The organism is Rhizobium fabae (assembly GCF_003985135.1).
In the GTDB taxonomy this organism is placed as follows: Bacteria; Pseudomonadota; Alphaproteobacteria; order Rhizobiales; family Rhizobiaceae; genus Rhizobium; species Rhizobium pisi.
Map to the genome: position 1 here is coordinate 87,073 of NZ_ML133650.1, position 23,762 is coordinate 110,834.

Here is a 23,762-nt window from a genome sequence, read left to right on the forward strand (position 1 = left end):
CTTTCGTCCGCGCGGCTGCTATTTCCCGGGGATCAGCCCTGGCCGTTGATCGGAAGCGCTACGAAACGGCTTCCCTCGCCGGACTGGATCTGGAAGAGCGCGCGGGTGCGGCCGTCCTTCTTGGCCTGGTTCAGCACCCTGACGACATCGGCGGCGCTAGAGACTTCCTGATTGTTGACGGAGGTGATCTTTTCGCCTTCCTTGATGCCCTTGTCGGCAGCGTCGGAGTCCGGGTCGATACCCGTAATCGCCAGGCCCTTGCCGTCATCGGAGGGACCGACCGTCAGGCCGAGATCGGCGAGCGCCTTCTCGGAAGCCGGTGCCTCGGGCTGCTGCGGCTGGTTGTTGTCATCAGCTGACGCATCCTTCTGGTCGGCCGGCAATGTGCCGAGTTCGACGGTGAGAGACTGCGCCTTGCCGGCACGCCAGACCGAAAGCTCGGCCTTGCTGCCAGGCTGCATCGCGCCGATGCGGCGGCTGAGGTCACGCGCATCCTTGATCGTTTCACCATTGAGGGCGGTAACGACGTCGCCAGCCTTCATACCGGCCTTGTCACCCGGCGATCCGGCCTGCGGGGCAACCACGAGCGCGCCGCTCGGCTCGGAGAGGCCGATGGATTCGGCGATATCCTTGGTCACCGGCTGGATCTGGACGCCCAGCCAGCCGCGCGAAACCTGGCCGTCCTTCATCAAGTCGGCGACGACGTCCTTGGCGGTCGAGGCCGGAATGGCGAAGGCGATGCCGACGCTGCCGCCCGACGGCGAGAAGATTGCGGTGTTGATGCCGACGACTTCGCCGCTGAGGTTGAAGGTCGGGCCGCCGGAGTTGCCGCGGTTCACGGCGGCATCCACCTGCAGGTAGTCGTCATAAGGACCGGAGCCGATGTCGCGGCCGCGGGCCGAGACGATGCCTGCGGTGACCGTGCCGCCGAGGCCGAAGGGGTTGCCGACGGCGACGACCCAGTCGCCGACGCGGACGTTATTGTCGTCGGCCCAGTTGACGTAGGTGAACTTCTTACCCTTGCCGTCGACCTTCAGGACAGCGAGGTCGGTGCGCGGATCCTTGCCGATCAGCTTGGCATCGAGTTCGGTGCCGTCATTCATGACGGCGACGAAAGCCTGGCCATCGGAAACGACGTGATTGTTGGTGACGATGTAGCCGTCCTCAGAGATGAAGAAGCCGGAGCCCTGGGCGACGGGGCGCAGGCGACCCTTGCCGTTCGGACCGCCGGGACCGTTCTGGCCGAAGCGGTGCTGATGACCCTGCTGGTCATTCGGATCCTGCTGGCCGAACTGCTTGAAGAAGCGCTTCAGCGGATGATCGTCGGGAAGGTCATCGAAGCCGCGGCCGTTGAAATCGAAGGAGAAGCCTTCATTGTTGTCGGCGACGGGATTGACGCGGTTTTCGACACGGACGGAAACGACCGCCGGTGAAACGGCATCGACGACATTGGCGAAGCTCGGAACGGCAGGCGCCTGAACCTTGACAGCTTCGGCATAAGACCGGGTGATTTCGAGCGGAACGCCGGTTGCGAGCACAGCGGCTGCAATACCGGCGACGGTAGAAGCCTTGAGCACGGTGGCGAGGGACGGACGTCCGTTGAAATTCTTGAGCATTGGAGCACCTTCTCTTGTTCTTAGATCTTCAGACCGGCAGCGCCGGATCAGTCGATGACTGAAGATATAGGACGTCGCACCTTACTGCGAACTGTCCGGCCAATGAAAAATTCGTAATGTTTAAAATGTTTGGCGGAGGGCCGAGCTCGCCCCAACTGCTTCACCGGACACGGCCGGAATTGGTCGTCGCCCAGCTCGACCCGTCGCGACGGAAAATTGCCGTTCGGTCGGCTATTTCTTCAGCAGCTCGCCCAGCCGTGCCTGTTCGTCGGCCGTCAGCTTGCTGCCGGTCGGCTTGCCCGCCCTCTTGCGCGCAAAGAGGAGCAGCGACAGTCCGCCGGCCAGCACCAGCAGCACCGGGGCGCCCCAGAGCAGCGCCGTCTTCACGCTGAAACGGGGCTTCAGGAGCACGAACTCACCGTAGCGCGAGACGATATAGTTGAGCACCGCCTCGTCGCTGTCGCCGTCGGTGATGCGCTCACGCACCAGCAGGCGCAGATCCTTGGCCAGATCGGCGTTGGAATCGTCGATCGACTGGTTCTGGCAGACCATGCAGCGCAGTTCCGCCGAAAGAGCACGAGCCCGCGCCTCGAGCGCCGGATCGGCCAGCACCTCGTCCGGATTGACGGCGAAGGCGGGGGCCGCCATCAGCAGCAAAGCGAAAGCCAGGAGGAGACGTCGCATCATTCCGCCGGCTCCATTGCAGACGCTGCCGGCTTCGCCTTCCTGCGCGGGGCGCCGACGCGCAGGCGCCGGTCAGAGAGCGAGACGAAACCGCCGAAGGCCATGACCAGCGCTCCGCCCCAGATGCAGAGGATGAACGGCTTCCACCAGATGCGCACAACGATGCCGCCGTCCTTGGTGGCATCGCCGAGCGAGACGTAAAGCTGGCTGAGCCCGAAGGTCAGAATGCCGGCCTCCGTCGTCGGCATCTGGCGGGCCGTATAAAGGCGCTTGGCCGACCAGGTGTCTGCGACTGCAACACCGGCGCGCCGGACGGTGAAGTGGCCGCGATCCTCGGTATAGTTCGGCCCTCTGCCCGGCTGCATGCCGTCGAAATTCAGGCTGTAGCCGCCGGCATCCACCGTCTGGCCGGGCTTCATCTCGATGACGTGCTCCGTCTGGAAGGTCGTGACGGCGACGATGCCGAGCACGGTGATGCCGAGCCCGGCATGGGCAAGGGCGGTGCCGAAGGCAGAACGCGGCAGGCCAGTTAGACGACGCCAGGCGACACCACCCGCCACTTTGCCGAGGCCGGCGCGATACCAGAGATCGGCCATAGCGCCGAGGACGAGGAACAGCCCGGCGGCGAGCCCGAGCACCGAAAGCACCGGCCCGCCATGTTCGATATAGAAGAAGATCAGCGCCGCAACGAAGGCCAGCCCCGCCACGACGTAGAGCCGCTGCAGGGCGCCAAGCAGATCGCCGCGCTTCCAGGCGAGCAGCGGCCCGAAGGGCACGATGAGGATCAGCGGCGCCATCAGCAGGCCGAAGGTCATGTTGAAGAAGGGCGGTCCGACGGAAATCTTGTCGCCGGTCAGCGTCTCCAGCAACAGCGGATAGAGCGTGCCAGTCAGTACCGTGCCGCAGGCAACCGTCAGGATCAGATTGTTGACGACAAGCGCGCCCTCGCGCGAAATCGGCGCAAACAGCCCGCCGGCCGACAGCCGCGGCGCGCGGAAGGCGAAGAGCGACAGTGCGCCGCCAATGAAGATCAGCAGGATGCAGAGGATGAAGATGCCGCGTGAGGGATCACTGGCAAAGGCATGCACCGAGGTCAGCACACCGGAGCGCACGAGGAATGTGCCCATCAGCGACAGCGAGAAGGTGAGGATCGCCAGCAGCACCGTCCAGATCTTCAGCGCCTCGCGCTTTTCCATGACGAGTGCGGAATGCAGAAGCGCGGTACCGGCAAGCCACGGCATGAAGGAGGCGTTTTCCACCGGATCCCAGAACCACCAGCCGCCCCATCCGAGCTCGTAATAGGCCCAGTAGGAGCCCATGGCGATGCCAAGCGTCAGAAAAGTCCAGGCGGCCAGCGTCCAGGGCCGCACCCAACGGGCCCAGGCAGCATCGATACGCCCTTCCAGAAGGGCCGCGACCGCAAAAGAGAAGCAGACGGAGAAGCCGACATAGCCGAGATAGAGCAGCGGCGGGTGGATCGCGAGACCGACATCCTGAAGGACCGGATTGAGATCGCGGCCTTCGGCTGGCGCCGGATCGAGGCGGAGAAAGGGATTGGAGGTCAGCAGAATGAACAGCGTGAAGGCAACCGAAATCCAGCCCTGCACAGCCAGTACGTTGGCCTTCAGCGTCTCCGGCAGATTGCGCCCGAATAGGGCGACCAGCGCGCTGAACAGCGTCAGGATCAACAGCCAGAGCATCATCGATCCCTCGTGATTGCCCCAAACGCCCGAATATTTATAGATCAGCGGCACCAGCGAATGCGAATTCTCCCAGACGTTCTGCACGGAGAAATCCGAGACGACATGAGCATAGGTCAGAACGCCGAAGGAGAAGGCGACAAGCGAAAACATCGTGACCGAGCCGATCGTCGCCACATCCATCATCGCGGAATCATGACGGCGAGCTCCCAAAACCGGCACGATGGAGAGGATGAGCGCCGTTGCAAGCGCCAGCACCAGCGCGTAATGGCCGATCTCGATGATCATGGCGTCGCCTTCGCTTCCTTCCCCGAACCTTCCTGGCCCTGGCCTTCTTTCCACAGCCCTTGGGCTTTCAGCCTGTCGGCCACGTCCTTCGGCATGTAGGTCTCGTCATGCTTGGCAAGCACGGTGTCGGCGACGAAGATGTTCGTTCCCGGCGTAAACATGCCTTCGGTGACGACGCCCTGTCCCTCGCGGAAGAGATCGGGGAGGATGCCGGTATATCTGACCTTTACGGCATTGGTGCTGCCGTCGGTGACGGAAAATTCCACCGTCGAGCCCGTATCGCGCACGACGCTGCCCTCGCCGACCAGGCCGCCAAGCCGGATACGGGTTTCCGGCGCCACCGGCGTCTTGGCGAGATCCGCCGGCATGTAGAAATAGGCGACCGACTGGCTGAAGGCGAACATGACCAGCAGCACGGCGGCGGCGATGAAGCCCATGCCGCCTGCGATGACCGCGAGGCGTTTCTGCTTGCGCGTCACTCCGTCGATCCTTCCGTAGATATACCGAGTTCCCTGGCAAGCGCCAGCAATTGCCTACCCTGCTCACCGGGCGGCGGAAATGCCGCCAGCCCGCGCCTCAAGGCGCCGGCGGCGCGATCCTTGTCGTTCAATACGGCGTAAGAGCGGACGAGCCGCATCCATCCCTCGAAGTTTTTCGGATCCTGGCTGAGCTTGGCATCGAGGCTTTCGACCATACCGCGGATCATCTGCTGCCGGTCGCCGGCGCTCATATTCTCAGCCGCCGCCACATCTTCCTGCGTGGGGTTGCCGGGGCGCGCCGGCGCGCCGGGGGTAGCCGCAGCGCCCGAGGCAGCTGAATTCGCGCCGGGATTTGCCGGTGGGCCACCGTTCATGGCGATATGCTCGTTGACAAGCGGCAGCCAGGGCGCATCGGCGGGCGATTGTTTCGCCAGCGCCTCGAAGGCCTGGCGCGCCTCGTCGGGCCGTCCCGCCTGCTCCATACTGAGGGCGATGTAGAAGCGGGCACGCGGATTGTTTGGTTCCAGCGTCAGCGACTGCTCGAGCACCCCGCGCGCCTCTTCCGTCACCACGCCGTCGGAGACCGCCATCAGCGTCTCGGCAAGGCCGTCAAGCCGGATCGGGCTCGGGCCGAGAAGCCGGATGGCATTGCGGTAGGCGGTCTGCGCGTCATTCGCCCGCATCGTGCGGAAATAGATCGGCGCCAGCACATCCCAGCCTCTGCCGTCATCGGGATTCTGCGCCAAATGGCGTTCCGCCTTGGCGATCAGCACGGCCACGTCGTCGCCGGGGTTTTCCAGCCGCGCTTCCAGCGGCTGCGAGGGCAAATCCGGCCGGCCCGTCGTCAAATACAGGCAGAGCCCGAGAACCGGCAGGAGCAAGAGGACAAAGGCCTCAGTGAAACGGTGATGCCTTGCCGCCTTCGGAATTTGAACCGGCTCATCGGCAGAAACGGCGATCAGCCGCCGGCCGATTTCGGCCCTGGCATAATCAGCCTCCTCCGGCGTAATCAGGCCACCATTGAGATCCCGGTCGAGTTCGCGCAACTGGTCGCGATAGACCGCCGCCTCGCCTGCGCGGCTATTCTCCGCCGCCTTCGCTCCGCGCAAAAGAGGGTAAAGCAGGATGGCGGCGACGACTGCCGTCAGAACGGCAACGAGAATCCAGAACAGCATATCGGCCCAAATACTTGAAGCGCGGCCTCATTCCAACTGCCAAAGCTCGAATGACGAAGATTTGAGGCTATAAGCCGCAATTCAGAGCGGCGACCAACTGCCGTCGTCGTTGCGGCAGGCAGCGCCCCGCACCACGGTATCCTTGCCGTCAACGGTCAGCGTGTGGGTATATTGCCGGCAATTCTGTGAGCCGACCTGATAGGGTGCTGCCGCGACAACCTTGCCGCTGATGTCCTTGCCGGTCCAAAGCATCGGCTGGCCGACGGCGGCTCCCTCCAGCGCCCGATATTCCGCCTCGAGCGCCCGCTGCTTGTCGCTGTCGCTGAGCGTCACGCCGCTGCGGCCGACGAGGCCGCCCTGCAACGCAGTGATGAAAGCGGTCGATGCCGAGGGCTTGCTCGAAAAAATGCCGCGTGACGTGGCGCCTTTCGTCGTCACGCAGCCGGACAGCGCGACGGCGACGAAAAGGGCGGAAACGATCATGCCCTGCGAGCGAAAAATCATTGCGTCGAACCACGATCAGAGGTCAAATTCAGCCGATCGAAGTGCAGCGTCCCCGTGTCAGCATTAAGGCAAAGCATGCTATACATTTGCCACTATCTTTGTGACATCAAGTAGTTGCTCATGCAACATCCTTTGTGACGCCGGGCAGGATAAGCTTCGCCTTCAGCCCGCCCCACTCGCCGCGGGAAAGCTCGAGCCGCCCCTGATATTCGTTTGATATCTCGGTGACGATCGAAAGACCGAGCCCGGTTCCGGGCTTGCTTTCATCGAGCCGACGTCCGCGCTTGAGCGCCTCGCGGATCTGGTCAGGCTCCAGGCCCGGCCCATCGTCCTCGACAGCGAGCTCCACCCAGTGGCGGCGTGCGCTCGCCTCCGTCCCCTTCACGTCCTCGCCGGCTTCCACGGCCGAAAGCCGCACCCTGCTTTTGGCAAAACGCGCAGCGTTTTCCAGGAGATTGCCGACGGTCTCCTCAAGATCCTGCTGCTCCATGGCGACGGCGAGATGTGGCGGCGAAACCACGAGATCGAATTCGGTATCCACATTCAGCCGGCGCATGACGCGCACCAGCCGCTCCAGTGCGGGTTCGGCATCGGTGCGGGCGAGCACGGATTCGCGCTGTGCGGCGATGCGCGCCCGGTTGAGATAGGACTGCACCTGCCCCTGCATGGATTCCGCCTGGCTGCGCACCAGCTCGCCATGGGATTTTTCCAGCAGGCGCGCCTCGTTCAGGAGCACGGCGATCGGCGTCTTCAGCGAATGGGCGAGATTGCCGACCTGCATACGAGCCCGCTCGACGATGCGGCGGTTGCTGTCGATCAGGGCGTTGACCTCGTTGGCAAGCGGCAGGATTTCACGCGGGAAATCACCCTTCAGCTGCTCGCTCTCGCCGGCGCGGATGCGCTCAAGTGCTGCGCGCGCCTTGTCGAGTGGCTTCAGGCCGTAGAGAATTGCCAGCGCATTGACGATCAGGCTGCCGACGCCAAAGCCGGCGAGCGCCAGATAGAGACTGTGGGAAAAGTTGCGGACATCGTCCTCGACGACATCGACATTGCCGGTGACGCGAAAGCGCGCGGCGCGCCCGTCGGTATCGAGCACCACTTCGGTTTCGGCCACCTGCACGCGGTTCCCGGAGGCATCCGTCACCTGGTAGTAACGCTCGTAATTCTTGTCGAAGGGCGCCTCGACGACGGAAGGAACCGGAATGAGCGCCGAGCCGAGCGAAGGCGATACCAAAGGGGCGGTCGTATAGGTGCCGAGCGGTTCCACCACCCAGTACCAGCCGGTCTTCGGTTGGGCAAAGCGCAGGTCGCCGAGCTGCGGACTGCCGCTCAACGCCCCCTGATCGCCGATCGTCACCGAATTGATGACGTTATAGAGCTGCGCCCGCAGCAGATCCTGGAAGCCGCGTTCGGCGCTCTTGCGATAGAGCGTGGAAATCAGCAGGCCGATCACAACAAGCGCCACCGTCGACCAGACGGTGGTCAGCAGCAATACACGTGCTGTGAGCGACTTAATTCGCATGTTTCGGCGCTTGGATGCGGTAACCGAGACCGCGCACCGTTTCTATCAGGTCGACGCCCATTTTCTTGCGCAGGCGGCCGACGAAGACTTCGATCGTGTTGGAATCGCGGTCGAAATCCTGGTCGTACATATGCTCGACCAGTTCCGTGCGCGAGACGACCTCGCCCATATGATGCATAAGATAGGCAAGCAGGCGATACTCATGCGAGGTCAGCTTCAGCGTGGTGCCGTTGACCGTCGCCTTCGAGGACTTGGTGTCGAGACGCACCGGCCCGCATATGATCTCGGAGGAGGCATGTCCTGCCGCACGGCGGATCAGCGCCCGAATGCGCGCCAGCACCTCTTCGACGTGGAAGGGCTTGGTGACGTAATCGTCGGCGCCCGCATCGATGCCGGCGACCTTGTCGCTCCAGCGGTCGCGCGCCGTCAGGATCAGCACCGGCACGCCGCGGCCGGCGCCCCGCCATTTTTCGAGAACGGTGACGCCGTCCATCTCGGGCAAGCCGATATCCAGAATGATGGCGTCATAGGGTTCGGTGTCACCGAGGAAATGACCTTCCTCGCCGTCGAACGCCTGGTCGACGACATATCCGGCCTCCTTCAGCGTATCGGCCAACTGCCGGTTCAGATTAACGTCGTCTTCGACTACCAGGATGCGCATCGGTCCGCCTTCGTCCGCTTCAAATCGATTATGTCCTGAATAAGCCGATTCCGCTTACATCGGAACCTTTACCGTCACCTTGCGTGGACGTTGTCCGTTGCCCTGTACGAGAACGGTGATGATGCAGGTATCGCCCACCGGTTGCACCGACAGAAGCTGGCCGCCCGTCTCCTCGACGACCTGGGCTGCGGCGGCGCTGCAATCGCCTGCTACGCGCACGACAAAAGTGCCCGTCGCGTCCGGTGAGGGCGCCGATACCACCAGTCCGGCGGCCAATGCTGCGACGCTCAGAGGAAAGGCCATGTCTTATGCTTTCAAGGTAATGCCAACTTGTTCCGAATATGTACTCACGCGACCTGAATGGCAAATGAATGCACGGTAATCCAGGGTGTTTAGAACTGTTCTCGACCGTTCGGGACGATCGATTTTCGCCGCGGGAAACCGCCTCTGCAGCAAGCGTTGGCGGTCTTCCCCGCGGAAAAAACTCCTCAACACAGGCTCAGCGAGTTCGCTCCCCCCTTTTCACAAAGGCAAGCCGACGAGTTTCACCATGACCGCCGCAGCCGAATCGGCCGCGCCCGTGTCGATGCCCCGGCATACCGGCAGATGGCAGCAGACGCCCAGCCGCGCCGGTCGCCCTGAAATTGTACCGATGTTTCATGTCATCATTTCATCGTTTCCCGCGTTTATGGAAAAGCACGGGTGACCGCGTGCCATAGCTTTCACCGCCCGATTGAAACTGTTACGCTCCTGCTACCCCGCATTTCAAACCGTTCCAGCATTGATGCCTAAATCCCTCCGCTTCCGCTCGGCGCAGACAGTCATCGTCCTCGCCATTACCCAGCTCATCGGCTGGGGCACGACATTCGACATGCTCGGCGTCATGGGCCGTGTCGTGGCGCCCGATCTCGGGCTGCCGAACGAGGTGGTGTTTGCCGGTCTCACGATCATGATGATGGTCAGCGCAATTGTCGGTCCTGCGACCGGCCGCTGGCTTGGCCGCTATGGCGCCGCCCGCGTGCTTTCGGCCGCCTCGCTGATCTTCGCGCTCGGCCAGCTTCTGCTTGCCGCCGCAAACGGCATCGCGCTCTATGCCGTAGCGTGGACTATCATCGGCATCGGCGGCGCACTCGGCCTTTCGGCGCCGGCCTATACCGCCGTCGTCGAGCGCGAAGGGGCGAATGGCAAACGCGTCATTGCCATCCTGATGCTGTTCACCGGGCTTTCGAGCGCCATCTTCTGGCCGATCCTCAGCCTGCTCAACGAGGCGATCGGCTGGCGCCTCACCTTCCTCGCCTGCGCGGCGCTGCAATTCTTCGTCTGCCTGCCGCTGCATCTTTTCGCCCTGCCGAAACCGATTGCAGCGCATGTCGAAGGCGGCACGGCGGAAATCGCCCCGGTGCCGCTTTCAAAGACGGCGCAGCGCAAAGCCTTCCTGCTGATTGCCGCAGCCACGACGATCTCGACCTTCGTCACCTTCGGTCTCTCGCCATCGCTGCTCGAAATCTTCCGGCAGTCCGGCGCTTCACCGGCGCTGGCGCTGCAGCTCGGCTCGGCACGCGGCGTCCTCGGCATCTCGGCGCGTTTCCTCGACATGCTGCTCGGTCGACGCGGCAACCCCATCCTCAGTGCTGCAATGGGCATCAGCCTGATGGCGGCAAGTTTCCTGATGATGCTGGTCGCCAGTCCTTCGACGCCGCTCCTCATCACCTTCGTCCTGCTCTATGGCTTCGGCTCCGGCGTCATGACCGTCGCCCGCGCGCTGCTGCCGCTGGCGCTGTTTTCACCGCGCGAATTCGGCCTGCAATCGGCCCGGCTGTCGCTGCCGCAAAACCTCGCCAATGCCGCCGCCCCCGTTATCGTCACCGCCATTCTTGACCGCGCCGGCACCGGCCCGGCACTCCTTGGCTGCGCCGTTCTCGCAGCATTGGGGCTGACCTTCGTGGTGATGCTGATGGCGCTGGTGCGCGGGGCTCGCACATCGGAGCCGAGCCCGGTCGTTTCGTGATACGGGTCCTTGTGTCCAGGCAGACGGGCCGCTACGACCGACTTTCCATAAACGTGCAGCCGCTTTGGCGAATCTTTTGAAACGCTTGCCGCCGCTTTTTCAAGAGTTGAGTCCAGCGGCTTAGAAGTTGATTCAACGTCGCAACGGCCGGATTCGGGAGAGCCGGTCATCCATCTGAATTTCCGATGAAATAGCAGTCCGCGCTGCGGAATCTCACGAAATTCAGAGCGGCCGCGTCACCGCTGCATGGCTGTCATAATCGGCGGCGATCCGCTTTTCCCGAAGCGGCCGCACGCGCTCGATCGAGAGCTGATAATCGGGATGCGCTTTGTAGGCGGCTAGGGCCGCTTCATCGTCGAATTCGCCATAGACCACGAGATCGATCTCGGTCCCCAGCTGATCGGTCTTCACATTGGTGCCGATCTCTAGCAGCCGTGCATGCGGAATGCCGGTCAGGATCGAAAGCCCTGCCCTCACCTCCTCCAGATGTTCCTCCTGCACGGTGAAGAAGACGATATGGCGGATCACGCGGGAGCTCCTGTCAGATGAGGCGGTGAGCCGCGCGATAACACGCGCGCCCCGGGCCTTCAACCGCTCGATCGCGTGCGTGAGGGATCCGGACGTATCGCCGCATCAAAGACCGCGGCATAGCTTGCGAGCTTTTCCGCCCGGTCGGTGCCGTTGACGATGCGGCGCGCGTTCACCCAGTCCTCGGTCGTAGCATTCAGGTGATCTTCGAGCTTGTGGCCGGTGAAGCTGCCCTGCAGCATGCCTTCGATCAGGATCGTCACCGCCACCTCCATCTCCATCGCCCGGTCAGGATCGGCAACAAGGTCGATACCCGTCAGCACACTCATCGCCTCATAATTCCGCTTGTGGGTGAGCTGCACCAGGCCGCGCCCGAGCCAGCTGCGGCCGTCCTCGTCCGGCCGCCAGTAGGGCGTCTTCACCCAGGAAAGCCTGCCCGCGGCGAAGGCCGCCTCCAGGATCTCGACCGCGCGCGCATCGCTTTCCGCCAGCGTCTCCCGCACCGGCTGCATCGTATAGGCGGTCTCGTGGTAGGCGGTTGCGAGGATATAAGCGAGCCACCGCCGATCGGCATGAGAAAAGCGTTTTTCCCAGGCGTCGAGAATCGCCGTGATACCCACTACCTGAGGCTGAGTCAGCTTTCCTTTGAAGAGCCCGTCCCGCACCGCATCGAAAAAGAATACCCGGTCCATGTGGACAACCATTCCGCGCTTCCCATAAATATCATGGTTAAAACCGTCTTAATCGATTAAAATCCATTTAATCGTTTAAAGTGTTTAAGCCACTGATTTACACGCCTTTTGTCTTGTGCAATGCATCTTCCTGCCCTGAAGCCTTGACCCCGAAAGAGGAGACTTCCGATGCAGACGCCCGCCAACACACAAACCACCATTCCCCAGCACCTGGTCGACCAGATGGAAAATGAGTGGCGCCAGATTCGCCTTGAACGGGAAAATCCCCGTCCGGCGCAGCAACCTCAACAACAACGCTGAGAAATATACACAAAGCGGTGTCGATGTAAGGGGAGCCCTTAATCGAGCCGCTTATTCGCCTCTCTTCGCGGTTCGCCGCCTCCCCAGCTTGTGTGCCGTCGACGCCCGACCAATACCCCGGCCAGCTCATGGCGGCCGGGTATGTCTAACCGCGACAGGCTCATCGCGCCGTAGCGTCAAGCCGTTTCGCCAGCGTTTGCAGCGACCTGATAAAAACCGCTTTATCATCAAGTGCGCGCGACAGCACCAGCGCGCCTTGAACGCCGGCGACGCTTTCCTCGGCGAGTGCTCGCGCCTCCTCCTCAGGGCAGCCAGCCCGCACCAGCGCCGCTCGCAATGCGTCGATCCAGCGAATGAAATAGTCGCCGATCGCCACCGAAAACCGCGCCCGTGTCTCGTCAAGCGCGAGGGCTCCGACAAGGCAGATCCTACCGCCGGAACGGAAATAATCGTTGACATTCACCCACATCGCCGCGATCGCCTGACGGGCGTCGTCATTTCTCAGCGGCCGATAGATCGCCTGTTCAAACCAGCCATCGATCTCGGCGATAACAGCGCTCGCCATCTCCTCCTTGCCACCAGGAAAGAAGTGATAAAGGCTGCCCTTGCCGATGCCGGTTCGCTCGGTGATGCGGCTGAGCGACGTGCCCTCGTAGCCGAACTCGCGGAAGATTTCCGCCAGCAATGGCACGACGTCTCCGCGTTCATAGACGGTCTTCACCTCAGGCTTTCCCCGGCTTCAGAGGCCGAGTTCGGTCAGGCCGGGATGGTCGTCCGGTCGCCGGCCGAGCGGCCAATGGTATTTGCGCTCCGACTCCCGGATCGGCAGATCGTTGATGCAGGCGAAGCGGCGCTGCATGAGGCCGGCGGCATCGAACTCCCAGTTCTCGTTGCCGTAGGAGCGGAACCAGTTGCCGCTGTCATCGTGCCATTCATAGGCGAAGCGGACCGCGATGCGATTATCGGTGAAGGCCCAGATTTCCTTGATCAGCCGATAGTCCAATTCCTTCGCCCATTTGCGGGTGAGGAAGGCGACGATCTCGGGGCGGCCGGTGATGAATTCGGCGCGGTTCCGCCAGCGGCTGTCCGGCGTATAGACAAGTGAGACGCGCTCGGGATCGCGGCTGTTCCAGCCGTCTTCGGCAAGACGGACTTTCTGGGTGGCGGTCTCCAGGGTGAAGGGTGGAACGAGGCTGGACATGAGATCTCCTGTACTGATCAGCTAGCACTGTACCTATCGGTACAATAATTGGCAAGGCGCCTTTGGTGGCATCCGGCGTTAGAGGTCGATACCCAGGCTCCAACGCAGCGGCAAAGCATCCGGTCGAAATACGATGTGTTCGGGCGTGAAACGCCACAGCCTTTCCGCCCGTTGAATGGTTGCAATCTCGGGCGAATCCAGCAGCACCTCGACCCTTCCCGTCATCTGCAGCACGTCGCCGGTTTCGAAGTCGACGAAGACCAGCCCCGCCCTGGGGTTGACCAGGAAATTGCCGAGCGTGTTGAAGAACCGATTGCCGGGAAAATCGGGAACGGTCAGCACGCCATCGGCGCCGACGCGCACGAAGCCGGCATTGCCGCCGCGATGGGACACATCGACCTGCCGCTCGCCATTGTCGCGATCGACATAAGAAGCGACGAAAAACGTATCGGCGCCTTCAATCATCCGCCGCGCCCGATCGTCGAGCTGGGCGGAATGAAGCCGCTGCATCGCTGTGGGTAGATCAGGATCGCGGACAAAGGCGGAAGAGCGAAGCTGGATATATTGCGGGCAATTGCCGAAACTCTGGCCGACACGTACCGAAAAACTTTCCACGCCGGTCCTGTGTATCACGCCGTTCAACCGGTTGCGCCGCCGGGTCTCCAATTGGATGCCGAGCATTGCGATTGCGTCGCCCTCTTCCATACCGGCATCGGCGGGATCGGCCGCGTCGCGCGGCAGGCTGACATCGAGGATCTCCTGCTCCGGTGAGGACAGGAAACCCGGCCGCCCAGCCCGGACCGTTGCCCAGGTATCTCCCCTGGCATCGACCGTGCCGAGTACGACGAAAGGCAGCATCGGAAAGAAAGCACGATGCTGTTCCGGCATGGCCCGGCGCACAAAATTCCGCCCAGGCCCGTCCATGCGTTCGACGACGCCGACGCTGCGCTGCATGGCAAGCTCGCCCTCATGCCAGGGCGATGTGCCATCCTGTCTTGTCTGTTCCAGCATTGTGGCTTCCTTCCAGGTAACATTCGGGAAAGCGGGAGGGCGATCTTCAGGCGGCAAGGCCGATCTTCGTCTTGCGAAAGCCGACGAACCCCGGCAGCGCTTCGATGCGCGCCAGCCAGGCGCGGACGTTTGGATAGGCCGAAATATCGACATTCCCCTCCGGTGCGTTGGCGATGTAGCTATAGAGCGCGATGTCGGCGACGACAGGATTGTTACCGAGCAGGAAGTGGCGGTCTTCCAGTTCCGCCTCGACCAGTGCGAGGATGCGGTGCGCCCGGGCGATGACTTCCTCGACGCGGAAATCGGCGCCGAAGACTGTGACCAGACGAGCGGCACAAGGCCCGTAGGCGATCTCGCCCGCGGCGACCGAGAGCCATTTCTGTACCCGCGCCGCGGCCAGGGCCTCTTCCGGCAGCCAGTCGGTGCGGCCGTATTTGCGCGCCAGATAGACAAGGATGGCCGAGGAATCGGTAATGACCACACCATTGTCGTCGAGTACCGGCACCTGGCCGAAGGGATTGAGCTTCAGAAAGTCCGGGGACTTGTGAGCGCCTGCCGCCATGTCGACCTCGATCAATTCATAGGGCACGCCAAGCAGTGACAGGAACAGGTGAGCCCGGTGCGAATGGCCGGAAAGCGGGTGATGATAAAGTTTCATGACGGTTCCTCTGGTCTTCTGATGGAGGCAGGGCCTGCGCCTCCGGCGATGGCCGCTTCGAACCATCTGCATGGGAATTTAATGTCTTCCACTCAGCTGCAGTAGAATGCTAATTTGGAAGGAAAACTACCAATTTATGGAAGGCTGGAATGGACCGCCTCGACGCCATGACCGTGCTTCTTGCCGTTGTCGAACAGGGCAGCCTGTCGGCGGCCTCACGGCATCTGCGCTCGCCGCTTGCCACCGTCAGCCGCAAGGTTTCGGAACTGGAAGCACACCTCAACGCCCAGCTGCTGCAAAGGACCAACAGGAGGATCGCGTTGACGGAGGCCGGTCGCTCCTATGTGGAGGCAGCGCGGGAAATTCTCGATCGAGTGGAAGAGGCGGAACGGACGGCCGCTGGCGAATACAGCGCACCGAAGGGCGAACTGACGATGACCGCGCCGATCGTCTTCGGGCGACTGCATGTCCTGCCCGTCGTGGTCGATTTCCTCAAAGCCTACCCCGATATCAATCTGCGGCTGATGCTTGGCGACCGGCTATCGAACCTGGTCGAGGATCATATCGATGTGGCTCTCAGGATCGGCAACCTGCCGGACAGCAACCTGATCGCCACAAGGCTCGGCGCGATCCGCCGCACGGTCTATGCCAGCCCGGATTATCTCACACGGCACGCCGCACCCCGGCATCCGGGCGATCTCGCGACACATGACTGTATCACCTTCGAGGGCATGGCTTCGACGGTGAGTTGGACATTCACGGATGGAAAACGCGATCTCGCCGTGCCGATACGCTCACGGCTTGCCGTCAATACCGCCGAGGCCGCGGTCGATGCGGCCGTCGCCGGCCTCGGCGTCACGCGTGTGCTCTCCTATCAAGCCGCGCTCGCCGAAATGGCGGGGCTGCTGGTGCCGCTGCTTGCCGATTTCGAACCGCAGCCGGCACCGGTGCATCTCGTCTATCCCTCGCAAGGGCTGGTGCCCCTGAAATTGCGGGCGCTCATCGATTTCGCGACGCCGCGCCTGCGGGCGACGCTGAGCAAGGATCAGGCGAGCTTGCCCTCTTCCGCCTTGTAAAAATACTGGCTGGCGACCAACCAACCCTTCAGCGGCCGTAGCGGCGGAATGCAGGTCGCGAGCATGAAGGGACCGGTGACGAGGAGCTGCACCCAGAAAGGCGCAGAGAACGCCACCTCAAGCCAGACGCCAAGCAGCACGCTCGGTATGCAGGCGAAGCAGATGACGAAGAAAGCCGGGCCGTCGGCCGGATCGGCGAAGGAATAGTCGAGGCCGCAAGCCTCGCATTCCGGCCGCAATGTCAGGAAGCCCTTGAACATGTGTCCCTGGCCGCAACGCGGGCAGCGTCCCCTGATGCCGGTCTGCATTGGAGGAAGCGGAGGATATTCGGTGTCCATAACGATCTCGCTTTCGTGCGCCGCGGACATTGATGCGATCAATGTCCTTGAATGTATGCATTCAATATAATTACACTATGCGAGATTGTCCAATCAATTTGCCAGAATGACGCAGATGCCCGCCAGCAGGTTGCGAGCTGATCGCGGTTTCGCAAGTTCAGTTTGAGAGCCGAGACGGGCCGGAAGGCAGATGTCGCGGTCGATCTGACCCCCGCCCCGACGTTCGACCGCGTCGGCAGGCAGGTTGTCGACCTGCTGTCAGAAAAATGAAGCCGCCATCTCCGGCGGGCCTTCGAGCGCATGCGCCATGAATTCCAATGCGCCTTGCAGCTTCTCCCGGGTGACCGGGCCGCCGAGGCAGACCCGCACCGCTTCCGGTGCAGGGCCCTCGACCGTGAAGGCATCGCTTGCCAGCACGGCGATGCCGGAGGATTGCATGTGACTGGCGAAGGTGGAGCGGGTCCAGCCGTTCAACAGCGGCAGCCAGATGTTGAAACTGAGCGGATCGGCGCGGTAGCTGCCGGCGGGCAGGATGGCGGCGACCATCTGCTGGCGGGCTGCGGCCTCGGAACGGATGAAGCGCAGGATCGCATCGGCTGTGCCGTCCTCGATCCAGCGGGTGAGGAGCGCCATGTTCAACGGCGAGGCCATGACATTGTTGGCGCGCATGGCGCTGACGAAGGGCCAGACGGCCTTGGTATCCGGCGCCACGACATAGGCAAGGCGCAGACCTGCACCGATGCATTTCGCCAGTCCGCCGATATGCCAGGTCAGATCAGGCGCTGTCGCCGCAAGCGGCGACGGGCCTTGCAGCGGAATGAAGCCGTAGGCGTCATCCTCCACGATCGGCACCTGATATTTGCGGGCAACGGCGCAGATCTCCTCACGGCGTTTGGCCGGGATCGTCAGTGTCGTCGGGTTCTGCAGCGTCGGATTGAGATAGAGCGCCTTCGGCTTCAGCCTCTCGCAGGCTCTAGCGAAGGCGTCGGGCAGGATACCCGCCTCATCCATCGGCAGGCCGGCGAGATTGAGCCGCAACTGGGCAGCGATCGAGCGCATGCCGGGATAGGTGACGATCTCCGAAAGCACGGTCTCGCCGGGTTTTGCGAGCAGGCCGAAGATCGCCAGCAGCGCCGGATGGGCGCCAGGCGTGACGAATATCCGCTCCTGCGAGGGCTTGAGCCCGCGGCGACCGAGCCAGGCGGCGGCGGCTTCCTTGTCCATACCGGAGCCGCCGAAACCTTGATAACGCAGAAGCGGAACAAGGTTTGCGGCCACCGCCGACATGCCATCGCGCATGCGGGCAATGAGTTCCGGATCGTCAGGCTCCGGTGGCATGTTCATCGAGAGATCGACGACGGATGCGCGGCGGGGATCGGGCGCCATGTCGAGCGTCAGACCCTGGTTCTCCGTGCCCGCGCTACCGGTGACGAAAGTGCCGCGGCCGACATGCGAATCCACGAGCCCGCGTTTCTGCGCCTCCACATAGCCTCTGGCCACGGTGGTGAAATCGACATTCAGCCGCTTGGCGAGCTCGCGTTGCGGCGGTAGCCGGTCCCCGACCGCCAGATGCCCGCTGCGCAGATCCATTTCGATCAAATCGGCGATCGCCATATAACGGGGGCTGCTGCTGCGGCTGAGATCGGGATGCCAGTCTTTCATTTCGCGATCCGTGCCAGTCTGATTCCTGATAGGATTGACTGTATATTGTTGCACACAACTGCTGTCACGAAAAATGTCGCGCGCCAAGTCCGGAGAGCGACGCAGGACGGAATGCCCCAGCTCTTGCGCATGCCTTAGTACGTTTTAATGACGAATGCGTGGATTTGACTGCTATCTGCGCCACCGCGCTGTCGCAGGCCGATTCGGCAGCGTGCGCGCCGATGACGTGCTGACGATCCGCTCCGCTTGCTGCCGCAAGCGCGAAGCCATTGCGCGGCTTCCGCCTGGGCGAGGCGCCGCGGATCCAGTTGATCGAGCTTTCACCCGAGAAGGCCCGGGTGAGGCGCGAGAACGGCAACACAATCGGCAGCATCTTCAGCGCGCATTGACGAGGGTTTACCGCGAGCTATGGCTTCAGACCTACGCCGCGAAAGCGTCAATGCCGGTCAGCCTTGCCGACAAGATCCAGAGGCGTGCCGCCTCCTCGGGATCGGCTGCATGGCCGCTGACGCCGCCGGGTTCTCCATCCGTTGCGCAGATGGCGATATCGCAGTCCTCGCAATAGAGGCCCCCCATACCGTCGAGTTGCGGCGAGGTCGCCGCCCAATCCTGCGTGGCGGCGCCCTGGGATGGCGTCTTGAATGTCGGATCAATCGGATTGCCGGCCTCATCGATCCAGCCGGCACTAACCATTTCCTCCTTTGCGAGATAGCGCTGCAAGGGGGTAAAGATATTGCCCGGGTGCAGCGAAAAGGCGCGGATGCCGGTGTCGCACCCGAGCCTGTCCAGATGCACGGCGAAAAGTGCGTTGGCGGTCTTAGACTGACCGTAGGCCCGCCATTTGTCGTAACCGGTCTCGAATTGCACATCCTCCCATCGTATGGCGGAGTTGCCATGGCCACCGGAGGAAACCGAAACGATGCGAGCGCCGCGCGAGATCGCCGGCCAAAGGCGGTTGACCAAGGCGAAATGGCCGAGATGATTGGTCGCGAACTGTGCCTCCCATCCGTTGCCGACACGCGTTTCCGGGCAGGCCATGATGCCGGCGCTGTTGATCAGGATGTCGATGCCGCGGCCAGACGCGACGAACCGCTCGGCAAAGACGCGCACGCTTTCGAGGTCGGAAAGGTCGAGCCGATCAATCTCTACGCCATCGATACCGGCGACCGCGCTGCGCGCCACCTCGATGTTCCTTGCGCCGATGGTCACCTTAGCGCCGGCGCCCGCCAGAGCGCGCGTGGTCTCGAGCCCGAGGCCGGAATGGCCGCCGGTGACGATGGCGCGCTTGCCGGAAAGATCGAGACCGGCCAGAACCTCGTCGGCAGTCGTGTGGGCTCCAAATCCGGAGCCGATCGGGACTTGTTTGTCATTCATGATAGTTGCCTTTGTTCTGCGAAGGTGCCGTCGCTCGGGGCGACGTCGCGAGAATAAGGCGTGGTCCCCAGACGATCCATGCGCTAAAGTCCGGCATATCTTCGCCATCGTCCGGATTTTTTGCATGGATCCATTATCCGATGTTCTCGCATTGCTCAAACCGCGCAGCTATGTTTCCGCGGGGCTTGACGCTGGCGGCGCTTGGGCGATCGATTTTCCGCCCCCTGATGGCATCAAGTTCAACGCGGTGATATCAGGCGCGTGCTGGCTCAGCGTCGATGGCGTCCCCGAAGCTGTCCGCCTGGAGGAAAGCGACTGCTTTCTGCTGACGAGCCGCCGAGCCTTTCGTCTCGCCAGCGATCCGGCTCTCGAAGCGATCCCGTCCGATGCGATCTATTCGATCGCCCGCGACGGCATTGCGACTTGCAACGGCGGAGGCGATTTCTTCCTGATCGGCAGCCGCTTTTCCTTTTCGGGAGGAAATTCGGACATCCTACTCGGAATCCTGCCGCCAATCGTCCATGTGAAGAGGGATTCTGATCACGCCGCCGTGCTGCGCTGGTGTCTCGATCGGATGACGCGCGAATTGCGCGACCAGCAGCCGGGCGGCTTTCTGATGGCGGAGCATTTTGCTCATGTCATGCTCATGCAGGTATTGCGCCTCCATATCGCATCGCCGAATGCGCGCGGCGTCGGCTGGCTTTTCGCGCTTACCGACCGGCGGATCGGTGCGGCCATCGGTGCCGTGCATGCCGATCCAGCCCGCAAGTGGACATTGCAGTCGCTGGCTGAACGGGCCTCGATGTCCCGGTCAAGTTTTGCTCTCCACTTCAAGGAAAAGGTCGGGCTTGCGCCGATGGATTATCTGACGCGCTGGCGCATGCTTCTCGCAGGTGACCGATTGACAAACTCGGCCGAAGCAATTGCCGGTGTCGCCCTGTCGCTCGGTTATGAATCCGAAAGCGCATTCAGCACCGCTTTCAAGAGAGTGATGGGATGCTCGCCGCGGCAATATGGTCGCGCTCAGCCGCCCGCCGGTGCCATGCGAGATAGTCTCGGCGTTCAGTGAACCCTTGATTGGTGCAGGCATCACAGGGAGGTCGCGCGTTGGCCTGCCGAAATTCCGTCCGATACGGTCTTGCGCCCGCCCCTCCATCTTCTTACCTATTTAAGGCGGAATGCGCCGGCTTTCAGCCTTCCGTGCCGGCGCCCCATGGGATGAAAGCATGAATATCGATCCGATTTTGCGGTCAGTCGTGGCCGTACGTTCCTCAATTCCGGAAAATGCCTTCACAGCGGAGACGCTGGGCACCATCCGGGAGGGTAGCGGCGTGGTCATCCGGGACAACGGGCTGGTGCTGACCATCGGTTATCTCATCACCGAAGCAGAAGAAGTCTGGCTGACGACCCAGGATGGGCGCGTGGTTCCTGCCCACCCCCTCGCCTACGATCAGGAAAGCGGCTTCGGCCTGGTGCAGGCGCTCGGCAACCTCGATGCGCCGGCCGTGGCTTTGGGCGACGCGACCGGGGCCAAGCCCGGTGATCCCGTCGTGCTTGCTGATGGGATCGGTGAATTCGTCGAGGCCAACATCGTCGCCCGGCAGGAATTCGCCGGCTACTGGGAATATCTGCTTGATGAGGCAATTTTCACTGCACCGGCCCATCCGTCCTGGGGTGGCGCGGCGCTGATCGGCTCGGACGGCAAGCTTCTCGGCATCGGTTCGCTTCGGCTGCAGATGAGCCAGGGCGGCGAGACCGCCGATATCAATATGGTCGTGCCGATCGACCTGCTGCTGCCGATTCTCGACGACCTCTTGAACCGGGGCCAGGTCAACAGGCCGCCGCGGCCCTGGTTGGGTGCATTCTCCGCCGAGAGCAATGGCGGCGTCGTGGTCATGAGCGTGGCCGAAGGTGGCCCGGCAGCTCAGGCCGGCTTACGCCAGGGCGATATCATCTCGGAGATCCGGGACGAAGAGGTCGATGGACTGGCCGATTTTTATCGCAAGGTATGGAGCAGCGGCCCCGCCGGCGCCGAAATTCCCCTGCGGATTTTGAGGAACGGCCGGGAAGCATGGCTGCGCATCAAATCCGCCGACCGCAACAGCTTTCTCAGAAAGCCGCAATTGCAGTAGGTCCTCGGATATCCTTATCCCGCTTTAAAGATTCTCCGACGTGATCGTCAGGAAACGCACGGGTTCGGAGCTGACTTCCACCTCGATGAGGCCTAGCCGGTTCAGGGCCAGGTCTATCGATCGTCTGGCCTGCACCTCCGGCGCCTGGTCGAGCACGATCGACATGATGCCACGGCGCAGATAGTCCCGCGTCTCTGCCGTCAATTCGTGGCCGACCCAGAAGGGCCGCTCCGTTCCGCTTGCCTCGACCACCCGCGCGATACCCTTGTTGTCTCCACCGGCAGTGTAGACACCGATGATGCCCGGCTCCCGCCGGAGCGCCGATCGCAGCAGTTCCATCGCATTGTGTTCATCATCGAGGTCGAACATGACCTCGATGAAACGGTGTTCGTTCGAACCTCTCTCCGCGAGATAGGCGGAAAAGCCGCGGATCCGCTCCTTGTGATTCTCATAGGCTCCACTGTGGCAGAGAGCCACGACGGAGCCGGGACGTTTCGCCAGCATGCCCGACATGTAATGCGCTGCCGTGCGGCCGGCGGCATAATTGTCGATGCCGACATAGGGCAGTTCGGGAGCCGGACGGGTCATGATCTGGACAACGGGAATGCCGAGATCCGCGGCCTTTCGCACGCTGGTGACGACATCGACATGGTCGGGCGCAACCACGATCAGTGCCGAGCGGCGCGCCGTCGGGTTGGCAATATAGCGCGCAAACTGCGCCGGCTCGTCTTCGCGGACGAAGGTTCGATGAACGACGATGCTGTCGTCGAGCGAGGCGGCGATGCGTTCAAAGGCCCGGTTCAACCGCGAATAAAAGTGGGTTTCCGGGCGGACGAGGATCACCTCTATCCGGATGAGGCCGCGATGGGCGACCTGCAGGCTTTGCCGGTATTCAAGCCGTCTTGCCGCGACGAATACCTTTTCCACAGTCTCCGGCCGCACGCCGCCGCGACCGTTCAGCACGCGCTCCACGGTTGCCGTGCCAACGCCGGCTTCCCTGGCGACATCCTTCAAAGTCACCTTCGTCACGGGCCACCTGCTCCTCAACCTGGCACAGCAGAACATCGGCAAGCCACGCAGTCAATGATCAAATTTGATCAAGGAAGCATTGGAGCGCGGAGGCAAGCGAGCAGTATCGTGCCGGCAATTCGGGAGGAGCACCGGAGCCCGAAACAACTCAAGGAATCGCCCGCCGGCGCGGGATGACGGAGGAACCACATGAAGATCGCACTCGACCCCCATATGCATCGTCACCTCAACCTGCGCGATCTTTGCCGCAAGACGGCGGACCTTGGCTTTGACTACATCGAGCTTTCGCCGCGCGACGATTTCCTGCCCTGGTGGGTGCGCCCGAGGGCACACAAGGAACGCATCGCGGAATTCAAGGCGGCGCTGAAGGATCATGGCGTCCAGCTCGCCTCGATCCTGCCGATGTATCGGTGGGCAAGCCCGCACGAAGACGAACGGCAGGCGGCGGTCCGCTACTGGAAGGAAGCGATCGTGATCGCGGCGGAGATGGGCTGCGATACGATGAATTCGGAATTCGGCCGGGGGCCGTCGCCCGATCGCGGCCACCGCTCCAGCTGCTGCGGCGGCATGCACGCGCATGAGCACAGCGAGGCCGCCTGGTGGCGTTCGATGGAAGAGCTCGTTCCCGTCTTCGAGCGCGAGGGCGTCACGCTCAACATGGAACCGCACCCGGAAGACTGGTGCGAGACGCTGCATCCGGCGATTGACATGCTGAAGACCATCGGCTCGAAGAACGTCAAATTCCTCTACTGCGCACCGCATACCTTCTATTTCGGTGACGACATGGCGCAGATGATCCGCGATGCCGGATCGTTGATCGCCCATGTGCATGTGGCCGATACCTATAATCACAAGAAATCGTCAGGCCTGCGCTACATCGTCAATCCGCCGGGCGCGAAGGTCACGATCCATCAGCACATGGACATGTATCAGGGTGAGATCAACTGGGACGTCTTTTTCTCCTCGCTCGCCGGGGTCGGCTTCGACGGCATCATCACCGCCTGCGTTTTCGGCTGGGAGGACCGCGCCGACGAGTCCGGCCGCTTCATGCGCTCCGAAATCCAGAAATACGTCGACAAATACTGGCCCGGCAAACTGGGCTGACCCTCGGCATCTCATGCACC

The 23,762-nt window shown here is 62.5% G+C and carries 25 protein-coding genes and 1 pseudogene; 7 read left to right on the forward strand and 19 right to left on the reverse strand.

What is annotated here, in order from left to right; all coding sequences use genetic code 11:
- Positions 1 to 32 precede the first annotated feature (32 nt).
- From EFB14_RS13840 to EFB14_RS13880, 9 genes are all read right to left on the reverse strand, one after another.
- Complete coding sequence (locus EFB14_RS13840; RefSeq protein ID WP_126826057.1) at positions 33 to 1,616, reverse strand: Do family serine endopeptidase; 1,584 nt, start codon at positions 1,614 to 1,616, stop codon at positions 33 to 35.
- 231 nt (positions 1,617 to 1,847) lie between these two features.
- The gene (locus EFB14_RS13845) at positions 1,848 to 2,303 is read right to left on the reverse strand and encodes a cytochrome c-type biogenesis protein (protein ID WP_126826060.1); all 456 of its coding nucleotides are present in this window, start codon (positions 2,301 to 2,303) and stop codon (positions 1,848 to 1,850) included.
- On the reverse strand, positions 2,300 to 4,288 hold the full coding sequence (locus EFB14_RS13850) for a heme lyase CcmF/NrfE family subunit (protein ID WP_126826062.1): 1,989 nt from the start codon (positions 4,286 to 4,288) through the stop codon (positions 2,300 to 2,302). Before EFB14_RS13850 ends, EFB14_RS13845 begins: the two co-directional genes overlap by 4 nt.
- A complete protein-coding gene (gene ccmE / locus EFB14_RS13855; protein ID WP_126826064.1) occupies positions 4,285 to 4,767 on the reverse strand; it encodes a cytochrome c maturation protein CcmE in 483 nt (160 codons plus the stop codon). The genes EFB14_RS13850 and ccmE overlap by 4 nt, the downstream gene beginning before the upstream one ends.
- Positions 4,764 to 5,942, reverse strand: a complete 1,179-nt coding sequence (gene ccmI, locus EFB14_RS13860; protein WP_126826067.1) for a c-type cytochrome biogenesis protein CcmI — start codon at positions 5,940 to 5,942, stop codon at positions 4,764 to 4,766. Before ccmI ends, ccmE begins: the two co-directional genes overlap by 4 nt.
- 81 nt (positions 5,943 to 6,023) lie before the next feature.
- Positions 6,024 to 6,446 (reverse strand): hypothetical protein, encoded by a 423-nt coding sequence (locus EFB14_RS13865; RefSeq protein WP_125846221.1) that lies wholly within the window; start codon positions 6,444 to 6,446, stop codon positions 6,024 to 6,026.
- 118 nt (positions 6,447 to 6,564) lie between these two features.
- On the reverse strand, positions 6,565 to 7,968 hold the full coding sequence (locus tag EFB14_RS13870) for a sensor histidine kinase (RefSeq protein ID WP_126826070.1): 1,404 nt from the start codon (positions 7,966 to 7,968) through the stop codon (positions 6,565 to 6,567).
- On the reverse strand, positions 7,958 to 8,629 hold the full coding sequence (locus EFB14_RS13875) for a response regulator transcription factor (RefSeq protein ID WP_125846223.1): 672 nt from the start codon (positions 8,627 to 8,629) through the stop codon (positions 7,958 to 7,960). The genes EFB14_RS13870 and EFB14_RS13875 overlap by 11 nt, the downstream gene beginning before the upstream one ends.
- Before the next feature lie 54 nt (positions 8,630 to 8,683).
- On the reverse strand, positions 8,684 to 8,932 hold the full coding sequence (locus EFB14_RS13880) for a hypothetical protein (RefSeq protein ID WP_126826073.1): 249 nt from the start codon (positions 8,930 to 8,932) through the stop codon (positions 8,684 to 8,686).
- Between the two features lie 247 nt (positions 8,933 to 9,179).
- On the opposite strand from EFB14_RS13880, the gene EFB14_RS32890 reads away from it, so the two are divergent.
- Both EFB14_RS32890 and EFB14_RS13885 read left to right on the forward strand, forming a co-directional pair.
- A complete protein-coding gene (locus EFB14_RS32890) occupies positions 9,180 to 9,335 on the forward strand; it encodes a hypothetical protein (protein ID WP_164737527.1) in 156 nt (51 codons plus the stop codon).
- Between the two features lie 78 nt (positions 9,336 to 9,413).
- A complete protein-coding gene (locus EFB14_RS13885; protein WP_126826076.1) occupies positions 9,414 to 10,637 on the forward strand; it encodes an MFS transporter in 1,224 nt (407 codons plus the stop codon).
- Positions 10,638 to 10,859: 222 nt separating this feature from the next.
- Here the strand turns inward: EFB14_RS13885 and EFB14_RS13890 are convergent, their stop codons facing one another.
- Both EFB14_RS13890 and EFB14_RS13895 read right to left on the reverse strand, forming a co-directional pair.
- The gene (locus tag EFB14_RS13890; protein WP_125846380.1) at positions 10,860 to 11,165 is read right to left on the reverse strand and encodes a Dabb family protein; all 306 of its coding nucleotides are present in this window, start codon (positions 11,163 to 11,165) and stop codon (positions 10,860 to 10,862) included.
- A 9-nt stretch (positions 11,166 to 11,174) separates the two neighbouring features.
- Positions 11,175 to 11,869, reverse strand: a pseudogene (locus EFB14_RS13895) (hypothetical protein); the annotation flags it as partial.
- A 156-nt stretch (positions 11,870 to 12,025) separates the two neighbouring features.
- On the opposite strand from EFB14_RS13895, the gene EFB14_RS33760 reads away from it, so the two are divergent.
- On the forward strand, positions 12,026 to 12,157 hold the full coding sequence (locus EFB14_RS33760; RefSeq protein ID WP_281015403.1) for a hypothetical protein: 132 nt from the start codon (positions 12,026 to 12,028) through the stop codon (positions 12,155 to 12,157).
- Positions 12,158 to 12,317: 160 nt separating this feature from the next.
- Here the strand turns inward: EFB14_RS33760 and EFB14_RS13900 are convergent, their stop codons facing one another.
- The 4 genes from EFB14_RS13900 to EFB14_RS13915 form a co-directional block, all read right to left on the reverse strand.
- A complete protein-coding gene (locus EFB14_RS13900; protein WP_126826079.1) occupies positions 12,318 to 12,878 on the reverse strand; it encodes a TetR/AcrR family transcriptional regulator in 561 nt (186 codons plus the stop codon).
- Positions 12,879 to 12,896: 18 nt separating this feature from the next.
- Positions 12,897 to 13,358 (reverse strand): nuclear transport factor 2 family protein, encoded by a 462-nt coding sequence (locus tag EFB14_RS13905; RefSeq protein ID WP_126826082.1) that lies wholly within the window; start codon positions 13,356 to 13,358, stop codon positions 12,897 to 12,899.
- 78 nt (positions 13,359 to 13,436) lie between these two features.
- A complete protein-coding gene (locus EFB14_RS13910) occupies positions 13,437 to 14,369 on the reverse strand; it encodes a pyridoxamine 5'-phosphate oxidase family protein (RefSeq protein WP_126826085.1) in 933 nt (310 codons plus the stop codon).
- A 46-nt stretch (positions 14,370 to 14,415) separates the two neighbouring features.
- Positions 14,416 to 15,027 (reverse strand): glutathione S-transferase family protein, encoded by a 612-nt coding sequence (locus EFB14_RS13915; protein ID WP_125846229.1) that lies wholly within the window; start codon positions 15,025 to 15,027, stop codon positions 14,416 to 14,418.
- A gap of 149 nt (positions 15,028 to 15,176) precedes the next feature.
- Between EFB14_RS13915 and EFB14_RS13920 the strand changes: the two genes are divergently transcribed.
- Positions 15,177 to 16,103, forward strand: a complete 927-nt coding sequence (locus EFB14_RS13920; protein ID WP_126826088.1) for a LysR family transcriptional regulator — start codon at positions 15,177 to 15,179, stop codon at positions 16,101 to 16,103.
- Here EFB14_RS13920 and EFB14_RS13925 read toward each other — a convergent pair.
- From EFB14_RS13925 to EFB14_RS13935, 3 genes are all read right to left on the reverse strand, one after another.
- Positions 16,073 to 16,441 (reverse strand): DUF983 domain-containing protein, encoded by a 369-nt coding sequence (locus EFB14_RS13925; RefSeq protein ID WP_125846231.1) that lies wholly within the window; start codon positions 16,439 to 16,441, stop codon positions 16,073 to 16,075. The two genes, EFB14_RS13920 and EFB14_RS13925, sit on opposite strands and share 31 nt — an antisense overlap.
- A gap of 258 nt (positions 16,442 to 16,699) precedes the next feature.
- On the reverse strand, positions 16,700 to 18,103 hold the full coding sequence (locus tag EFB14_RS13930) for an aminotransferase-like domain-containing protein (protein ID WP_125846381.1): 1,404 nt from the start codon (positions 18,101 to 18,103) through the stop codon (positions 16,700 to 16,702).
- A 420-nt stretch (positions 18,104 to 18,523) separates the two neighbouring features.
- Positions 18,524 to 19,477, reverse strand: a complete 954-nt coding sequence (locus tag EFB14_RS13935) for an SDR family NAD(P)-dependent oxidoreductase (RefSeq protein ID WP_126826089.1) — start codon at positions 19,475 to 19,477, stop codon at positions 18,524 to 18,526.
- A gap of 124 nt (positions 19,478 to 19,601) precedes the next feature.
- On the opposite strand from EFB14_RS13935, the gene EFB14_RS13940 reads away from it, so the two are divergent.
- Together EFB14_RS13940 and EFB14_RS13945 are read left to right on the forward strand one after the other, a co-directional pair.
- On the forward strand, positions 19,602 to 20,546 hold the full coding sequence (locus EFB14_RS13940; protein ID WP_126826090.1) for an AraC family transcriptional regulator: 945 nt from the start codon (positions 19,602 to 19,604) through the stop codon (positions 20,544 to 20,546).
- Positions 20,547 to 20,703: 157 nt separating this feature from the next.
- Positions 20,704 to 21,609, forward strand: a complete 906-nt coding sequence (locus EFB14_RS13945) for a S1C family serine protease (RefSeq protein ID WP_125846235.1) — start codon at positions 20,704 to 20,706, stop codon at positions 21,607 to 21,609.
- 24 nt (positions 21,610 to 21,633) lie between these two features.
- Here the strand turns inward: EFB14_RS13945 and EFB14_RS13950 are convergent, their stop codons facing one another.
- The gene (locus tag EFB14_RS13950; protein WP_126826092.1) at positions 21,634 to 22,638 is read right to left on the reverse strand and encodes a LacI family DNA-binding transcriptional regulator; all 1,005 of its coding nucleotides are present in this window, start codon (positions 22,636 to 22,638) and stop codon (positions 21,634 to 21,636) included.
- A gap of 189 nt (positions 22,639 to 22,827) precedes the next feature.
- Here EFB14_RS13950 and EFB14_RS13955 point away from each other — a divergent pair, with 189 nt between their 5' ends.
- Positions 22,828 to 23,742, forward strand: a complete 915-nt coding sequence (locus EFB14_RS13955) for a sugar phosphate isomerase/epimerase family protein (protein WP_126826094.1) — start codon at positions 22,828 to 22,830, stop codon at positions 23,740 to 23,742.
- Positions 23,743 to 23,762 lie beyond the last annotated feature (20 nt).